This window comes from Arthrobacter sp. NPDC057013, from assembly GCF_042674585.1.
Classification (GTDB): Bacteria; Actinomycetota; Actinomycetes; order Actinomycetales; family Micrococcaceae; genus Arthrobacter.
On the sequence record NZ_JBHUSE010000021.1, the window covers coordinates 75918 to 90765 of the forward strand.

At 67.7% G+C, this 14848-nt stretch carries 13 protein-coding genes; 4 read left to right on the forward strand and 9 right to left on the reverse strand.

Annotated features, from left to right (window positions below; all coding sequences use genetic code 11):
* Positions 1 to 7: 7 nt before the first annotated feature.
* Both ACFTSA_RS20555 and ACFTSA_RS20560 read left to right on the forward strand, forming a co-directional pair.
* Entirely contained in the window at positions 8 to 970 is a 963-nt protein-coding gene (locus tag ACFTSA_RS20555) for a hypothetical protein (protein ID WP_377953662.1), read from the forward strand.
* A gap of 40 nt (positions 971 to 1010) precedes the next feature.
* The gene (locus ACFTSA_RS20560) at positions 1011 to 1370 is read left to right on the forward strand and encodes a nuclear transport factor 2 family protein (protein ID WP_377953663.1); all 360 of its coding nucleotides are present in this window, start codon (positions 1011 to 1013) and stop codon (positions 1368 to 1370) included.
* 32 nt (positions 1371 to 1402) lie between these two features.
* Here the strand turns inward: ACFTSA_RS20560 and ACFTSA_RS20565 are convergent, their stop codons facing one another.
* Positions 1403 to 2050: a LysE family translocator gene (locus ACFTSA_RS20565; protein WP_377953665.1), complete on the reverse strand. Its 648-nt coding sequence runs from the start codon at positions 2048 to 2050 to the stop codon at positions 1403 to 1405.
* 104 nt (positions 2051 to 2154) lie between these two features.
* Between ACFTSA_RS20565 and ACFTSA_RS20570 the strand changes: the two genes are divergently transcribed.
* Positions 2155 to 2610 carry an Lrp/AsnC family transcriptional regulator gene (locus ACFTSA_RS20570; protein ID WP_377953667.1) on the forward strand — a complete coding sequence of 152 codons (456 nt, stop codon included), beginning with the start codon at positions 2155 to 2157 and terminating at the stop codon, positions 2608 to 2610.
* A gap of 136 nt (positions 2611 to 2746) precedes the next feature.
* Here the strand turns inward: ACFTSA_RS20570 and ACFTSA_RS20575 are convergent, their stop codons facing one another.
* Together ACFTSA_RS20575 and ACFTSA_RS20580 are read right to left on the reverse strand one after the other, a co-directional pair.
* Complete coding sequence (locus tag ACFTSA_RS20575; RefSeq protein ID WP_377953669.1) at positions 2747 to 5461, reverse strand: FG-GAP-like repeat-containing protein; 2715 nt, start codon at positions 5459 to 5461, stop codon at positions 2747 to 2749.
* Between the two features lie 186 nt (positions 5462 to 5647).
* A complete protein-coding gene (locus ACFTSA_RS20580; RefSeq protein WP_307105708.1) occupies positions 5648 to 6106 on the reverse strand; it encodes an Lrp/AsnC family transcriptional regulator in 459 nt (152 codons plus the stop codon).
* 371 nt (positions 6107 to 6477) lie between these two features.
* Here ACFTSA_RS20580 and gluQRS point away from each other — a divergent pair, with 371 nt between their 5' ends.
* The gene (gluQRS, locus tag ACFTSA_RS20585) at positions 6478 to 7359 is read left to right on the forward strand and encodes a tRNA glutamyl-Q(34) synthetase GluQRS (protein ID WP_377953670.1); all 882 of its coding nucleotides are present in this window, start codon (positions 6478 to 6480) and stop codon (positions 7357 to 7359) included.
* Between the two features lie 4 nt (positions 7360 to 7363).
* Here the strand turns inward: gluQRS and ACFTSA_RS20590 are convergent, their stop codons facing one another.
* The 6 genes from ACFTSA_RS20590 to ACFTSA_RS20615 all read right to left on the reverse strand — a co-directional run bounded on the left by ACFTSA_RS20590 (position 7364) and on the right by ACFTSA_RS20615 (position 14354).
* Positions 7364 to 8620 (reverse strand): low temperature requirement protein A, encoded by a 1257-nt coding sequence (locus ACFTSA_RS20590; RefSeq protein WP_377953672.1) that lies wholly within the window; start codon positions 8618 to 8620, stop codon positions 7364 to 7366.
* Between the two features lie 3 nt (positions 8621 to 8623).
* Positions 8624 to 9241: a hypothetical protein gene (locus ACFTSA_RS20595; RefSeq protein WP_377953673.1), complete on the reverse strand. Its 618-nt coding sequence runs from the start codon at positions 9239 to 9241 to the stop codon at positions 8624 to 8626.
* Positions 9242 to 9341: 100 nt separating this feature from the next.
* A complete protein-coding gene (locus tag ACFTSA_RS20600) occupies positions 9342 to 10658 on the reverse strand; it encodes an ATP-binding protein (protein ID WP_377953675.1) in 1317 nt (438 codons plus the stop codon).
* A gap of 130 nt (positions 10659 to 10788) precedes the next feature.
* Positions 10789 to 11301: a universal stress protein gene (locus ACFTSA_RS20605; protein WP_377953676.1), complete on the reverse strand. Its 513-nt coding sequence runs from the start codon at positions 11299 to 11301 to the stop codon at positions 10789 to 10791.
* A gap of 82 nt (positions 11302 to 11383) precedes the next feature.
* Positions 11384 to 12754: a rhodanese-like domain-containing protein gene (locus tag ACFTSA_RS20610; RefSeq protein WP_377953678.1), complete on the reverse strand. Its 1371-nt coding sequence runs from the start codon at positions 12752 to 12754 to the stop codon at positions 11384 to 11386.
* Positions 12755 to 12971: 217 nt separating this feature from the next.
* On the reverse strand, positions 12972 to 14354 hold the full coding sequence (locus tag ACFTSA_RS20615; protein WP_377953679.1) for an FAD-binding oxidoreductase: 1383 nt from the start codon (positions 14352 to 14354) through the stop codon (positions 12972 to 12974).
* Positions 14355 to 14848: the final 494 nt, after the last annotated feature.

A 14848-nucleotide genomic window follows, 5' to 3' on the forward strand; every position in this document is an offset into this window, starting at 1 on the left:
TGGAGGAATGAGCGCGGGGGAGTTTTCGGGACCGATCTACCGCGACGCGCGCGACCTCACGCCCTTCGGCGGCGGCATGGTCCGCACCCCGGTGCGCGAAATAGCAGAGGGCATGGGCGGGCTCATCCACGGCATGCTCGGCGGCGGCGACTCCCGGATCAGCGTGGACGGCAGCGTCCCGCGGCTCAAGCTGCTGCCCGGCAAGGCTGCCAGGACCGTGTACGACGCCATCTTCTCCAACAGCGATCCCAACGCGCTCATCGCGGCCGGCCGCGCCCATCCAGGCTGGGCCGGGCTGTGCTGCGTGATGGCCGGTCTCCTCGCCTACAAGCAGGGCGGTTACCTGCGGGCCGCTGAGCTCCTGCAGCGCGGGCTTTCCATCAGGAACGACGACGAGGCGAACCAGTTCGCCGCCAGTTACCTGACTCGTGTGGTCACCCGGGTGGAGGTGGCCGAACGCATCGTGGTGCCGGTTCTGTTCAGCGAGGAGTCGGTTTTCCTTGCTCTCTCCCATTCCCTCCGGGAAACGGGGCAGACCCAGGCGGCTTTTGAGACGCTGGTCAGGCTGCCGCCGTCGTTGCCCACCGCACTGGCGAGATGCGCACTTGCCGCCGCTCTGGGCCGGGACCAGGAGGTGGTGGTCTGGACGGAAGGCCTGCTGAACGCCGACGACCTTTCCGCGGCGCTGCTCCTGGTCCGGGCCCGTTCGCTCCGCCGTCTCGGCGCCCACAGCCAGGCCCAGCAGGCGCTCAAGGAAGTCCTGCGGCGGCAGAAGACCAGCATGTCCCTGCGCAACGACGCCCTGACCGACCGCGCCCTGATCCTGCTGGACAACGGACGGAAGTCCCTCAATCCCCGGGACTGGCAGCGCGGCAAGCAGGCGGAGCTCGAAACGTTCGAGGTCATCCGCAAGGACATCGAGGCGCGCCGCGCATGGGAACAGAAATGGAAGCAGTTCGGCGGCGACTGAGGCTCTTGTGGCTCCTTCGGGGCCGCGATACAACGGACCCATGACTGACACAATCAGGCAGTGGATGGACAGGTACATCGCGGCGTGGACCAGCAACGACCCCGAGGACATCGGGGGGCTCTTCACCGAGGAGGCCGTGTACGCCACGCGGCCCTACGACCCCGACCCGTGGCGCGGCCGCGCACAAATCGTGGAGCGCTGGATCGGCTCGGCGGACCAGCCCGGGGACTGGAGGTTCGAGTGGTCCCTGCTGGGGTCCGACGGCGACCTCGCGTTCGTGCAGGGCCGCACCACGTACCTCGATGACCGTCCGAGCTACGAGAACCTGTGGGTGGTCCGGCTCGATTCCGGCGGGCGCGCGTCCAGCTTCACTGAGTGGTTCATGGAGCAACAAGTCTGAGGCTGGCCCACCTGCGTTGGATAAGCAGTCTCCTATACGAATCTGCCGAGGGCCGGAAGCAGCTGCTCCGAGAGCAGTGCGGCGCCCAGGAGCACCATGATGATTCCGCTGGTCAGCGTGACCCTGCGGGCCGCGTTCGGCCGGGACTGCAGCAGCTGCCGCGAGAGCAGGGCCACGCAGGTGTATACGAGGGCCGCGAGCAGCACGAAGGTCAGGCCCAGCAGGCCCGATTGCACCGGCACGGGCAGCGGCGCGTCGGCGCTGACGAACTGCGGCACGAGGGCCAGGAAGAACAGCAGCCCCTTGGGGTTGATGCCGCTGGTTCCCATGCCCTGGAGGAAGGACCGGAGCTGGTTCTGCCCCGGATCTCCGACGGCGGCGGCTGCCGTGAAGCTGGCACCGCGCCATGACCGGATGGTGACGGTTCCGAGCCACAGCAGGTAGACGGCGCCGGTCACCGTGATCCAGCCCAGCAGGCCCGGCATGCTCGCCAGGACCGCAGCGAGCCCGGCCACCATGAGGACGGTGTGCAGGACGTAGCCGCTGCACAGCCCGGCGACGGCGGGGACGAAGCTGCGGCGGCCGAGGCCTGCTGTGATGGAGTAGGCCCAGTCCACCCCCGGGGTGCAGGCGAGGGCGGCCGCAACCACGATGAAGGCGAGGAAAAGCTGGGGATTCATGGCGGACTCCTGGGTGTCTGGCGGTAAGAAAAGCCTAGGCAAAATGGCGCCAGATGTGCTCTCCAATTTCGCGCGGATCGCTGCTGGAGGAGTAAGATTTTTGCGTGATCGATCATATCGACAGAAATATTTTGCGCCACCTCAAGGAAGACGGCAGAATGACTGCCACGGCGCTGGCCGCCAAGGTGGGCCTGACCGTGGCGCCGTGCCACCGCCGGCTCCGCGACCTTGAGCAGTCCGGCGTGATCCGCGGCTATAAGGCGGACATTGACCCGTCCGCCGTCGGGCTCGGTTTTGAGGCGATCGTCTTCGTGACCCTGCGGCAGGTGGACCGCCCGACGATGGAGATCTTCGAGAACCGGGTCGCGGAGAACCCGAACATCGTGGAGGCGCAGCGGCTGTTCGGTTCCCCGGACTACCTGCTCAAGGTGATCGCGGAGGACCTGCCCTCGTACCAGCGCTTCTACGACAGCGAGCTGACCGTTCTTCCGGGCGTGGAACGGCTGACCTCAACCCTGGTGATGAAGAACCTGAAGTCCAACGCCGGCCCGCCCGTCTGACCAGTCCGTCCGTCTGACCGGCCGGCCGCCCGCCGTCGTACGCCTTGAACCAACAGCCCGAACGTACACTTGAGGCCCCCGATCCGGGTGGATCGAGGGCCTCAAGTGTTCGCTCGCGCTGGACTGCCTCCCGTGCTCAGCGGGGGTTCAGCACGACGTTCTGCAAGGTGCCCTTCCCGGTGCCGGTGTGGAGCCAGAGTGCTCCATCAGCGGACACGGAAACGACGTTCGGGTTGCCCGTTCCGGCGAAGCGCCCCACGCTGGCGAAGGTGGTGTAGGCGTTCCAGCCGGTGCTGATCTGCGTGCGGACGAGGAAGCCGGAGGCGCCGCTGCCGGGGTAGAGCCACAGCGTGCCGTCCGACGCTCGGGCCATCAGGTCGGCCTTTCCGTCACCGTTGAAGTCGTTGCCGGCAACCACCTGGGTGAACCCCGCCCAGCCGGAACCGATCTGCTTCCGGGCAAGGAAGGCGCCGGTCCCGTTGCCGGGGTAGAGCCACAGCTTGCCGTCCGGCTCCTGCGCGATGATGTCCATCTTTCCGTCGCCGGAGAAGTCGCCGGGGGCGATGATCCGCGCGAAGGCCTGCCATCCGGTGCCGATCTTCTTCGGTGCCTGGAAGAGTCCCGTTCCGTTGGTGGGGTAGAGCCAGAGCGAGCCGTCGGGTTTCCGGGCCAGGAGGTCAGGGCCGCCTGCACCGTTGAAGTTGCCGGCGGAGACCACCTGGTCGAAGACCTGCCATCCGGTGCCCAGCTGCCGGGACGGGCGGAACCCGCCCGAACCGTTGCCGGAGTAGAGCCGCAGGACGCCCTGGGCCGTGCGGGCCAGGATGTCGGGCTTGCCGTCGCCATCGTAGTCGCCGCCTTCCCAGACCTGGCTGAACCCGGCCCAGCCCGTGCCGATCTTCAACTTGGTGGCGAAACCGCCGACGCCGTTGCCTGCGTACGCGGTGATGGCGCCGCTGGTGCTGGCGGACAGGATGTCCGTGAGCCCGTCCGAGGTGAAGTCCTGGCCGGCGATCAGCTCCGTGCTGGCCCAGCCGGTGGCCAGGGTGGTGCGCGGCAGGAATCCGCCTGTTCCGCTGCCCGGGTACAGGTAGACGGTCCCGGTGCTGGAGCGGGCGAGCAGGCCGGGGCCCGTGGCGAGGCCGCCCGCCGCGGTGACGGCGGTGAAGCCCTGCCAGCCCGAGCCGACCTGCTTGGCCGCCAGGAATCCGCCGGTTCCGCTGCCTGGGTAGAGCCACAGCGTGCCGTCGGCGCGCATGGCCAGCAGGTCGGCCCGCTTGTCGCCGTTGAAGTCGCCGGGCGCGATGAGGCGCTTGAACCCGTCCCAGCCCACGCCGATCTGCTTGCGGGCCTGGAAGCCGCCGGTGCCGCTGCCCGGGTACAGCCACAGCGCACCGTTGGACGTCCGGCCAATGAGGTCCGTCTTGCCGTCGCCGTCGAAGTCCCCGTTGCCGAGGACCATGTTGAAGATGTTCCAGCCCGTTCCGATCTTCGCGGCAGTCCCGAGCTTGTTGCCGCCCAGGCCCGGGAGCAGCAGGAGCGAACCGTCTGCTTCGCGGGAGATCATGTCCGCCTTCCCGTCACCGTTGAAGTCGCCCGCGGAGAACTGGATCTTGGTGTGCCGGGCGAGGTCGGCGTCGATGGTCACTGTCGCTGACGTTGCCGTGACGGCGTTGACGGTGACCCGGGTGCCCGCATGCGTTGTAAAGGTGCTGCCGGTCTGCCAGGTGTGGTTGGTGGCGTAGGACCCGCTGAAGGGAATGGTGGACGGCATCAGTATCAGCGAGGACGACGGCGTGGCGCCGCCACGCTGGACCACCTTCACGCCCCGGTTGCCCGCCGGTCCGCTGGCCAGGTAGGCGTCGTAGCCGGCAGGCTGGCGGAGCTCCAGGTAGTAGACCTCCTTGCTGACCGGATCAGTGAACTTCACCGCGCGGTAGGCCAGGCTGGTGTCACCCCAGGGCTTCAGCGTGTAGCTCTTCACGCCGGATGCCACGCCGAGGTCGCGGATGTCGGTCGCTGCGCCCAGGCCCCGTGCGTCCCAGAACGGCGAGCTGACCACCGGCATGTTGTAGCTGGACAGGCCCATGATGTCGGTGCTGTCGCCGTACTCGCGGATGTAGCAGGAGGAGTCGGTGAACTGCCCGGTGCTCGTGGTGCCCACGTCCGAAATGCCGCTGCTGCACTGCAGGGCGTCGGCGTGCATGGATCCCAGGACGTGGCCGAACTCGTGGGCGATCACGCTGTTGGTGAAGCCGCTGATCTGCGGCATCAGCACCCGTCCGCTGTTGCCTGTGCTGCTGAAGCCGGCGCCGAGGGCGCCGCCGGAGAGCGTTGCGCTGGGGACGAAGATCACCAGCCCCTTGTTGGCGCCGTAGGTCCACTTCAGCTCGGTGGTGATCTTGTTGATCATGTCGTAGTAGGAGTCCGTCGACCTCGCCGTCTTGGACGCCAGCGTGGCGCGTTCGGTGACGGTCATGGAGATCCGGCCGCCGGACATCGCCTTCCAGTAGTTGCTGGCAGCCGTCACGGCCGACTCGGCCTGGGCCATCGGAACCACGCCCTTGTTGTCCAACAGTGTGGCGACGACGACCTTGACGCTCAGCGCAGCTGTGGCCGTTCCGCCCGCCTCGGTCTGCAGGGCCAGTCCGGCGGGCGGCCCGTCCGCCGGCACGCCCGGTGCGGATTCGTATCCGTGGGGCACCCTTTCCGAACCGGACTCGACCGGCAGTGAGGTGCCGGTGCCGGCGGGATCCGAGGCTGCCACGGCAGTGGCGGGAAGAGAGATGAGGCCCGCGGCGAAAACCAGCAAACCGGTGACAGACGCGATTGAACGGGAAAGAGAGCGCATTGAGTTCCTTATTGAGACCGACCCCCCGGCGGAGACCCTGAGTGAACACGGCACCCGCTGCGTTGCCCAGCGCTGCGGCGGATGCGGAATAAGGCTACAGGCGCCACCGCAGGAGAGCCGCCGGGATATCCGCAGTTTTCCCCAATGATTTGCGCAATATCGGAGGGCCGCCCCGAAGGCCCTAATTCAGTGCTCTAGGAGGCCCGTGGTCCGGTAGGGGATCACCTCGCGCAGGAACATGCTGGTGGACGTCCGCACGATTCCCGGGCACAGCCGGATCTCCTCGGAAACCCGGTACAGATCATCGGGGCTCGTGGCCACGACGCGGATCAGCAGATCGGTGTCGCCCGCCGGTGCATGGCACTCGAGCACCTCCGGGATCTCGCGCAGGGCCGCGATGGCCTCGTTGAGATGGCTTTGGTCCAGTTCGGCGCTGACCGCCGCGGCAACACCTCTGCCGAGGGCCGCCGGAAGCACGCGGCTGCTGTTGGGCCGGAGGGCGCCCGACGCCGTCATCCGCTCCAGGCGCGACTGTACAGTTCCGCGTGCCAGGCCCAGCCGCTGGGCCAGGACCATGATGGGCAGCCGGGGATCCTCGTCGAGGGCGGCAAGGATCCGCCGGTCCGTGGCGTCGAGCTGCTGCAATTTGATCACTCCCTGTCCGGTTTCGGGCAACCGGAGCGGTCAGATTGACCAGTCGATGGCATGCCCGTTGCGCCTACTGTAGGTCTCCTGCTCAGATAGTGGCAACGCAGGCGACGGTTACCCCCCAGCCAGCAGGCTACAGGCACCCGGCACACCACCCGGCCACCTGGACCACGCTTCCCGCAAGGAAGTTGCCGCTGATTGACACTTGTTCACGCATTCGTCTTTCTGCAGGAAGTGCCTCGATTTCCCTGATGGAGTTCCGTCCGGGGCAGGCACGGCAAGAGCCCCTGAGCCACCGATTCCCGGCCAACGCCCGGAGTGCGCGGTAGCTGAGGGGCTCTTGTGGTGTTCGGCATAGGGTGGAGGGCATGACGTCTGCCGGCCGCTTCGCCCCCAGCCCGTCCGGTGAGTTGCACGTGGGGAATCTCCGGACCGCGATCCTGGCCTGGCTGTTTGCCCGTTCCACCGGGCGGCGGTTCCTGCTGCGGGTCGAGGACCTCGACCGGGCGCGCGCCGGGGCCGAGGCAGCGCAGCTGCGCGACCTGGCCGCCGTCGGCGTGACCTGGGACGGTGCGGTGGTGCGCCAAACGGACCGCGAGCCCCTGTACACGGCGGCCATCGGCCAGCTGGCCGCAGCCGGGCTGACATACGAATGCTTCTGCACCCGCCGGGAGATCCAGGAGGCGCCCTCCGCTCCCCACGCGCCGCAGGGCGCTTACCCCGGAACATGCAGGGGGCTGTCGACGGCGGAGCTTGAGTTCAAGCGGTCCACGCGGCCGGCGGCGATCCGGCTGCGTTCCTCCGTGGCCGAGTGGACGGTCGAGGACGTGCTGCACGGGACGTTCACCGGAGTGGTGGATGACTTTGTCCTGCGCCGCAACGACGGCGTGACCGCCTACAATTTGGCCGTCGTCGTGGATGATGCCGAGCAGGGCATAGACCAGGTGGTCCGGGGAGACGATCTCCTGCCGTCCACGCCCCGCCAGGCATACCTGGCCTCGCTGCTGAATATGCCAGTTCCGGAATATGCACATGTCCCGCTGGTGGTGAACGCCCACGGCGCCCGGCTGGCCAAGCGGGACGGTGCGGTCACCCTCCGTGACTTGGCCGCCGTCGGACTTCCCGCGGAAGCGGTGCAACGGACCATTCTGGAGTCGCTGGGCCTTCCCACGGCTTCCCTGGAAGCCGCCCTTGCGGTCTTTTCGCCCGCCGGCCTGCCCAGCGGGCCGTGGGTGTGGCCCGGGGCGTAGCGGACTATGTCACGGCGGTGTTTGACCGCTGCTCCAGCTTCTCCAGCGCGGCGTGGAGCAGGTCCGCGTTTCGACGCTCATCGATGACGATCGAGGCCCCCAGCGAGGCAACGATGATGAGAAGGCAGACAGGAACTGAGACGCCAGCCGCTGCCGCGGCTACCGCCCCCGCGAGCACAACCACCACCCCGGTGGTGACGGCGACGAGCGTGCGGTCGACGCACGTCATGACGCTGAAGAGTGCCGTAAGCGAGACCTTGAAGACCGCCACGGGAACAGCGATGCTGGCAACCGCCACGGCGGCGCTGATGTGCGCGGCGTGGTCGATGAAGTAGGCGGCGACGTGCAGTCCCGCGCCCGTGGCGGCGATTGCGGCGAAGACGGGGATGTGGCCGTAGCCGAAGAAATAGGAGCGGTGCCGCTGCAGGTGCAGGGCCCTGCCGGCGGGCAGGATGAAATAGATCCACCACATGCCGAAGGCCAGCGCAGTGCCGCCGAAACCCACCACGGCGGCATCCACCGACCAGCCGTGGTTGGACACGATGGCCCGGAGTGTCTCGACGGAGCCGATCAGGCATTCGCCGAGGGCAATGATGGCCAGCAGCCCGTAGCGTTCGGCGATGTGGTGGGCATGCCAGGGCGTAGTGGCATTCCGCTCGGCCACATAGGGGGTGGCCAGTTCCAGGACATACAGCGGTGCAATCATCAGGAACGTGGTGGGCACGTCCGCCGGGATGAGCAGCACCGCGATCCACCCCAGCTGGACCACGGCCAGGTATCCCGCGTACCGCAGGCACGCCTGCCGCCGGGCCGGATCCTGCCGGGCGGCCCGGAGCCACTGTGAGACCAGTGCCAGCCGCATGATGATGTAGCCACCGACGATGACGGTATTGTCCACGTGGCTCCCCTCCGCGAGGGAGTGGAACATAGGCTCGATTCCCATCGTCAGGATCAGGACGCCCACCAGCTGGACCATGGTGACCACGCGGAACACCCAGTCGTCGGTGTCATAGGCGCTGGCGAACCAGGTGAAGTTGATCCAGGCCCAGATCACGGCGAACATTGCGAAGGAAAAGCCGAGCAGCCCTGCGCCGAAGTGCGCCTCCGCGATCTCATGCGCGAACTGGCTGCCGGCCACGCCGAAGGCGATCACGAAGGTGAGGTCGAAGAAGAGTTCCAGAGGGGTGGCTGTCCGGTGCGGCTGGTGCGGATCCCTGCCGCCCATGCGGGCCACGGCGTGCCGGAGGGGATTCAAGGGCATGGTTCAAACAGTAGCGCGTCGTCGCACCCGCCAGAGCAGGGCCACGTAGGTCAGGTCGAAGACGCTGCACAGCGCGCCGAGACCAAGGATCAGGGGCGAGTTTCCGTAGCCGCCGTAGACGATGGTGGGGGCAAGGGTGCCGATCCACTTGGCCACGGCGATGACGAGTGACTGGCCCCGTGCCCTTCCGCGCGAGACGAACATCGCGATGAACAAACCGGACATTAGCAGGTTCTGCAGGAACGCGGCGTACTTGGTGGCGTCGTCCCAGCCGAACTCGGCCACGAACAGCAGCTGCACCGCGAACGACGTGACGCCCAGCAGCGCGGCCCAGGCCAGGAAGAGCGGCCGCGTGACCCAGGACGGCAGCTCGGCCCGCCCGAACCGCAGGAAGGTGTAGACGATGAGGATGTCGGCGAGGCCCCACACGATATTGAAGACACCCTGCGCCGATATCCCCGTGGCCACGGAGCGCGAGGCGTAGATGGCCTCCCAGGCGAAGTTGAGCGCCAGGGCCGCCGCAGGGATGGCATAGGTGCGCTGCCGGAAGCCCAGCCTGATCGCCTCGGCGTACACCACGGTCCAGGCCACGCCGCTGAGGATCGTCAGAAACAGGATCACATCTCTCCTCCTCCGCGCCCGTTTCGACGGTTCCCTGCGGATTAGACGTTCCTCGGCGTCTAGCCGGCACGGAACCGTCTAAATGGCGGGCGCGTCCTCCTTAGACCCGGCCGAGGGCGTCGATGTCTTCGAGGAACTCCTGGTGCACCTCGTCGCTGACGGTGGTGCGGGTGTCTGCGATGGCGTCGAGGTAGTCCTGGGTGGCGGGGCCCCTCCGGACCGCCTCGCGGACCGACACGCCGCCCCCGGACGCCAGCCCGCCGTCGTCGTACACGGCTTTTTCGAGCGCCCGCTGGGAGGCGCTGCGGGCGGCGAACTCGATGTCCGCGGGGGAGAAGCCCTCGGTGCGGTCCACGAGCTGCTCCACGTCCACGTTGTCCACGACGGCGGCGGGAATGAAGCGTTGCCACATGGCTTCGCGGGCCTGCCGGTCGGGCAGGCCGATGGGGATCACGTAGTCGAACCGGCCGTGCCTCAGGAACGCGGTATCGAGGGCCCGGATGAAGTTGGTGGCGCAGACCAGGAGGCGGCCCGGCTGTTCGCGGAAGGCCGGGATGATCTTGAGCAGTTCGTTGGTGACGCCCTGCAGCGGCGAAGGCGGGTCGCCCGCACGCTGGGACGCGATCTCCTCGACCTCGTCGATGAACACAACGGCGTGCTCCAGTTCGGAGATCTCCAGGAATGTTTCCCGCAACGCGCCGGCCAGGCCCTTGGGGTCCGAGGCGAGGCGGGAGGGGAAGACCTCCACGAAGGGCCATTCCAGCCGGGAGGCGATGGCCTTGGCGAAGGTGGTTTTGCCGGTGCCGGGCGGCCCGAACAGCACAACAGCGCGCGGCGGCACCACGCCGAATTCGTCGGCGAGGTCTGCCTCGGCCAGCGGCAGGACCAGGCGGCGTTCCAGGAGTTCCTTCTCGCGGCGCATGCCTGCCACGTTTTCCCACAGGTCCCGGGCCAGGATGCGGCCGCCGAGCAGGCCCAGGGGTTCGAGTTCCTGGCGCTGCACGGGGATGGTGCGCTCGAAGTAGCGCAGGTTCTTCTTGAGCACGAAGCCGCGGCTGAGGAAGGCCTCCACCCGGGTCTCCAGCTCTGGCATCAGGGCGGAAAGCTTGTTCAGCCCGTGCGGTGCCATCCGGTTTTCGACGGCGGCCAGCAGCGAGGTGCCGATGCCCCGGCCGCGGAATTCGGGCAGGGTGGCCAGGAAGACCACCCAGCCCTGATCGTGGGCTGCACGTCCGACGGCGGCGCCCACCACCTGGTCGCCGAGCACCGCCACCACGGCGTGGTCCTTCTCGCAGGAGGCTAACACCTCGGAGAGCGCATAGACCGGCTCGACGTTGGTGGCCTTCAGCGATTCCCAGAGGTGCAGGATGCCGTCAAGGTCCGCGGAGTGGAAGTCCCGGATCCGCCAGTTGGTCATGAGGTTCTCTCCCGTGGTTCGACGTTGAGCCAGTTCTGAGCTGCCTGATATTGCTTTAGGGCTGCTCAGGCGAGCATAGGCGATGGCGCACCGGCACGGGGTTGCACGTGCGTTGCGTTACGCGGGACGGTCAGCGCTTGGCCGTGTCCACGGAGGTGTCCCTGCCCGCGTCCTTGGAGGCGGCGCTCCTGCGGAAATGGTGGTTGCGGTGGTGGTCATCATTGGTGTGCACCACCAGGACCGGGCATTCGGCATGCGCCACGCACGCGGTGCTCACCGAACCGAGGTGCAGGCCCATGAATCCGCCGTGGCCCCTGCGTCCCACCACCAGCATCGCCGCTCCGGCGGCCGCCTCCACCAGCTTGGCCGGGGCCGGGCCCCGCACCAGTTCGCTGGTGAGGGTCTCCGGGACGTCCGGCCCGTACGCCTTCTCGATGGACTGGGCGAGGATGTTGGCAGCGGAGGTCTCGAACGCCTCGAAGTCCGGGGGGATGTACCCGGCGTACATTTCCGGGAAATGCCAGCACGCCACGGCATGGACGCGGGCACCCAGGCCCGGCGCCAGCCGCGCCGCCAGACGGAGGGCCTCCACCGAGGAGTCCGAGCCGTCCACACCCACAACCACTTTGCCTTCCGCATTCATCGCTGCTCTCCCTTGCAACCTCGACTTTGCAATTTCCGACCCCGCAATTTTCGACCGGACGACCCCGCAACGGATCGGACGGTCACCGGCGCTGCATCGGCTGCATCTGCAGGGCCACCCCGGCAGCCGCGGCGTCCCTGAACCGGGCATCGATCTGCACCACGTCCCGCCCCGCCCGCTGCAGCAGGCTCGCCGCCACGCCGGCGCGGTAGCCGGTGGCGCAGTGCACCCAGAGGCACCCCTGGGGCAGCCCGCCCAAACAGTCCAGCAGTTCGTGCAGCGGCACGTTGATGGCGCCGGCAACGTGGGAGGACGCGAACTCGTCTTTCCGTCGAACGTCAAGGATGGTGTCGCCGTCGGGCTTTTCATGAACGACGGCGGCCCAGCCGGCCCGGGGGTAGGAGGCGACGGGAGCGCGCGGCGCGAGTTCGCCGGGCTCCGTTCCCACCGCGGCATCAGGGCGGTCAATGCCGATGCGGGAAAGGTCCCGGATGGCGTTTTGAAGATCCTCGCGGCCGCCGACCAGCGTCAGCTTCTCACCCCAGGGCAGCACCCAGCCGAGGTAGGAACTGAAGCTCCGCCCCGAGCCGTATTCGAAGCTGACAGTGCCCTGCAGGTGATTGCTGGCGAACAGCACGCGGTGGCGAAGATCCACCACCCACTCGCCGCCCGCCAGCCGCTCCGTCAGTTCAGCGGCGCCGAGGGATTCCGGCAGGCTCAGGTCCGCGGGCTCGGGGCCGGTCATGTTGATGGGGGCCATGTGGGCGTAATACGAGGGGTAGGCGGAGAGGTTGGCCATGAGCTCGGCCGCGAAGTGTTCCGGATCCGGGTCCGCCAGCGCGTGGTTGGCCTCGCGCTGCTCCGCGATGGTCGACGCCTCCGCGCGCGTGGCGGGCCCGATCGAGCAGAACGAGCCGAACCCGTGGGTGGGGTAGAGCGCAGCATCGGGTCCCGCTTCGTCGGCGAGCCGGTGGACGGAGGCGTACTGGTCCCTGGTCAGCCCGGCCGTGGCTCCGGGTCCGAGCAGATCGGTGCGCCCCACGGAGCCGAAGAGCAGGCTGCCGCCGGAAAACACCGCCCGGGCCCGTCCGTCCGTGACGATATAGGACAGGTGCGTGTGCGTGTGGCCGGGAGTGGCCACCGTGCGGAGGGTGAGTGTGCCGATGTGCAGGGTTTGGCCGTCCTCAACCGGCTCGCGCTCATAGGCCACCTCGTCCGCGGCGTTTATCAGGTACTTGGCGCCGTGCGCGCGGGCGAGGACCAGACCGCCGGTGAGATAGTCGTTGTGGACGTGGGTTTCCGCGACGTGGGTGATCTGCACCCCGGCCTTCCGGGCGGCCGCCTCGATCCGGTCCGTGTCCCGCTGGGCATCGACCACCAGCGCCACGCGGCCGTCGTGGACCAGGTAGCTGCGGTCCCCGAGCTGCGGGGTTTCGATGACAACGACGTCCATGGTCCGGCCCCTTCGCCACCGGAGAGGCGCCGCTCATCGCGCGCCTCGCCCCGGATGCCTCCATCGTAGGCCGATTTAGTGGCAGAAGGGGCCTGCCGAACTAAGGAGCCCGGCATTTTCGCACCACTTTCAGAGGGCGCCCGGGTGCGCGCGCCGCTTGGTGCGGAGGAAGGTTCCGCCGGCGCGGGAAAGTGGTGCAGAAATGCTCGTCGCGCAGTCAGGATCGGCCGGCCGGCTTGATGTTCTGGTTGATGTGGAACAGGTTGCCGGGATCGTACTTGGCCTTGACCTCGGCGAGGCGGGCATAGTTCCCCGCGTAGGTGTCCTTGATGTTCGGCTGGTCGTCGGCGTCGAGGAAGTTGACGTAGCCCGCACCGGATCCGAGCGGCTGGAGCTCGGCATAGTAGTCGCGCACCCACTTGATGTTGGCTTCGTTGCGGGCCGGATCCTCCCAATGGCAGGCGATGTCCACGGCAAAGTTGACGTCGCGGTACGGGAACGCGGTCTCGTCCCGTCCGACCCGCTGGACGGCGCCGTTGATCGGGTAGAAGTGGTTGGCGGTCTGGACGCTGGGAATGCCCTCGCCGAACTTCTCGGCTACATGGACCACTTCATCGGTCAGGCCTGGCAGGAACGCTGACTTCCAGTAGGCCTGCAGGCCCTTCGGGTACATGGGGTCGAAGAGCGTGTTGAGGACTGTGTAGGGAAGGGGGCCCAGGAATGAACCGGCCACGGGAGCAACATCAAGGAACGGCTGCCATTGACGCTCACCCTCATTGTGGGGGCCCGCCCAGCCGCCCACCAGCACCACCACGGGCTTGCCGTGATACTCCTCAGGCAGGAACGGGACCGGCGGACCCTGGTGGAAGCCCAGGAATACGCCCATCTCCTCAGGTGCCGTGGCAATGTACTCCCTGTAGAGCCCGGCCACCGCGCGGGCATGTTCGAGAAGGTAAATGATCACGCCGCCATAGAGGACATCCACGGGGTGCACCTTGAACTCAAGGGAAGTCACGACGCCGAAGTTGCCGGTCCCGCCGCGAAGCGCCCAGAAGAGGTCCTCATTTTCCGTGGCGCTGGCGATCACAAAGTTCCCGTCGGCAGTCACCACGTCCGCGGATTCCAGGTTGTCGCACGACAGCCCGTACTTCCGGGCGAGGTAGCCGATGCCTCCACCGAGGGTGAGCCCCGCAACGCCTGTGGATCCGATGATGCCGCCCGTGGTGGCCAGCCCGAAGGCGCCCGTGGCGTGGTTAAAGTCGGCCCACGTGGCCCCGGCCTCAGCCCGCGCCGTGGCAGCGGACGGGTCCACCCGCACTCCCCGGCAGCCTGCGAAGTCGACGACGAGACCGCCATCGCAGGTCCCGAATCCGGGCGCGCTGTGTCCGCCGCCACGAAGCGCCAAGTCGATGCCTGTGTCGCGGGCGAAATTCACTGCGGCAATGACGTCCGCGACCTGCGACACGCGCAGGATGGCCGCAGGGCGTTTGTCGATCATTCCGTTGAAGACGGCCCGGGCGTCGTCATAGTCTTGCTGGTCGCTCGTGATGACGCGGCCCCGTACTTTTTGCTGCAGGGCCTGGAAGGAGTTGTTGTCCATGGGGTACTCCGATTCATCCGGGGTCGTAAACCCGGGAGTTGGGCGCGGCTGCGGTACGACTGCGCTGGCGGCTGGTTATGCAGCCGGCGCTGGAGTCCGCAGCGGCGAAAGCGGATGCCCCTTGGCAGGGTGGCAGCGTCGCGGTCTGCCGTGGCGTGATTCAGATACGTGGCGGGCCCCGTGTCGACGGGGTGGGGCCAGCGGCCCAAGGTTTAGGCGCGGCTAGTCGTAAGTTACTCCCGCCCCCAACGGCGGTCAATAACCGAAACCGCTTAAGCGCGAACGGACACTTGAGGCCCCCGGAGTTGGGGTCTCAAGTGTCCGTTCGCGCTATGTCGTTCGCGTTGTTGCGGGAAGAGCCCGCTGGCTAGATCCGGTCCGCGCCGCCCGGACCGGGGCGGTTGGCGATGACGGGGGACATGCCGGTGAAGCCTTCGCGGGCTTCGGCGATTTCGTGGATGCGTTTGCGGCAGGCGTACCAGCCGGCGATCATG

Coding starts and splice junctions, on each gene's coding strand:
- ACFTSA_RS20560 (WP_377953663.1), top strand. CDS start 1,011: ATGACTGACACAATCAGGCAGTGGATGGACAGGTACATCGCGGCGTGG.
- ACFTSA_RS20575 (WP_377953669.1), bottom strand. CDS start 5,461: ATGCGCTCTCTTTCCCGTTCAATCGCGTCTGTCACCGGTTTGCTGGTT.
- ACFTSA_RS20565 (WP_377953665.1), bottom strand. CDS start 2,050: ATGAATCCCCAGCTTTTCCTCGCCTTCATCGTGGTTGCGGCCGCCCTC.
- ACFTSA_RS20610 (WP_377953678.1), bottom strand. CDS start 12,754: ATGGACGTCGTTGTCATCGAAACCCCGCAGCTCGGGGACCGCAGCTAC.
- ACFTSA_RS20555 (WP_377953662.1), top strand. CDS start 8: ATGAGCGCGGGGGAGTTTTCGGGACCGATCTACCGCGACGCGCGCGAC.
- gluQRS (WP_377953670.1), top strand. CDS start 6,478: ATGACGTCTGCCGGCCGCTTCGCCCCCAGCCCGTCCGGTGAGTTGCAC.
- ACFTSA_RS20615 (WP_377953679.1), bottom strand. CDS start 14,354: ATGGACAACAACTCCTTCCAGGCCCTGCAGCAAAAAGTACGGGGCCGC.
- ACFTSA_RS20600 (WP_377953675.1), bottom strand. CDS start 10,658: ATGACCAACTGGCGGATCCGGGACTTCCACTCCGCGGACCTTGACGGC.
- ACFTSA_RS20590 (WP_377953672.1), bottom strand. CDS start 8,620: ATGCCCTTGAATCCCCTCCGGCACGCCGTGGCCCGCATGGGCGGCAGG.
- ACFTSA_RS20605 (WP_377953676.1), bottom strand. CDS start 11,301: ATGAATGCGGAAGGCAAAGTGGTTGTGGGTGTGGACGGCTCGGACTCC.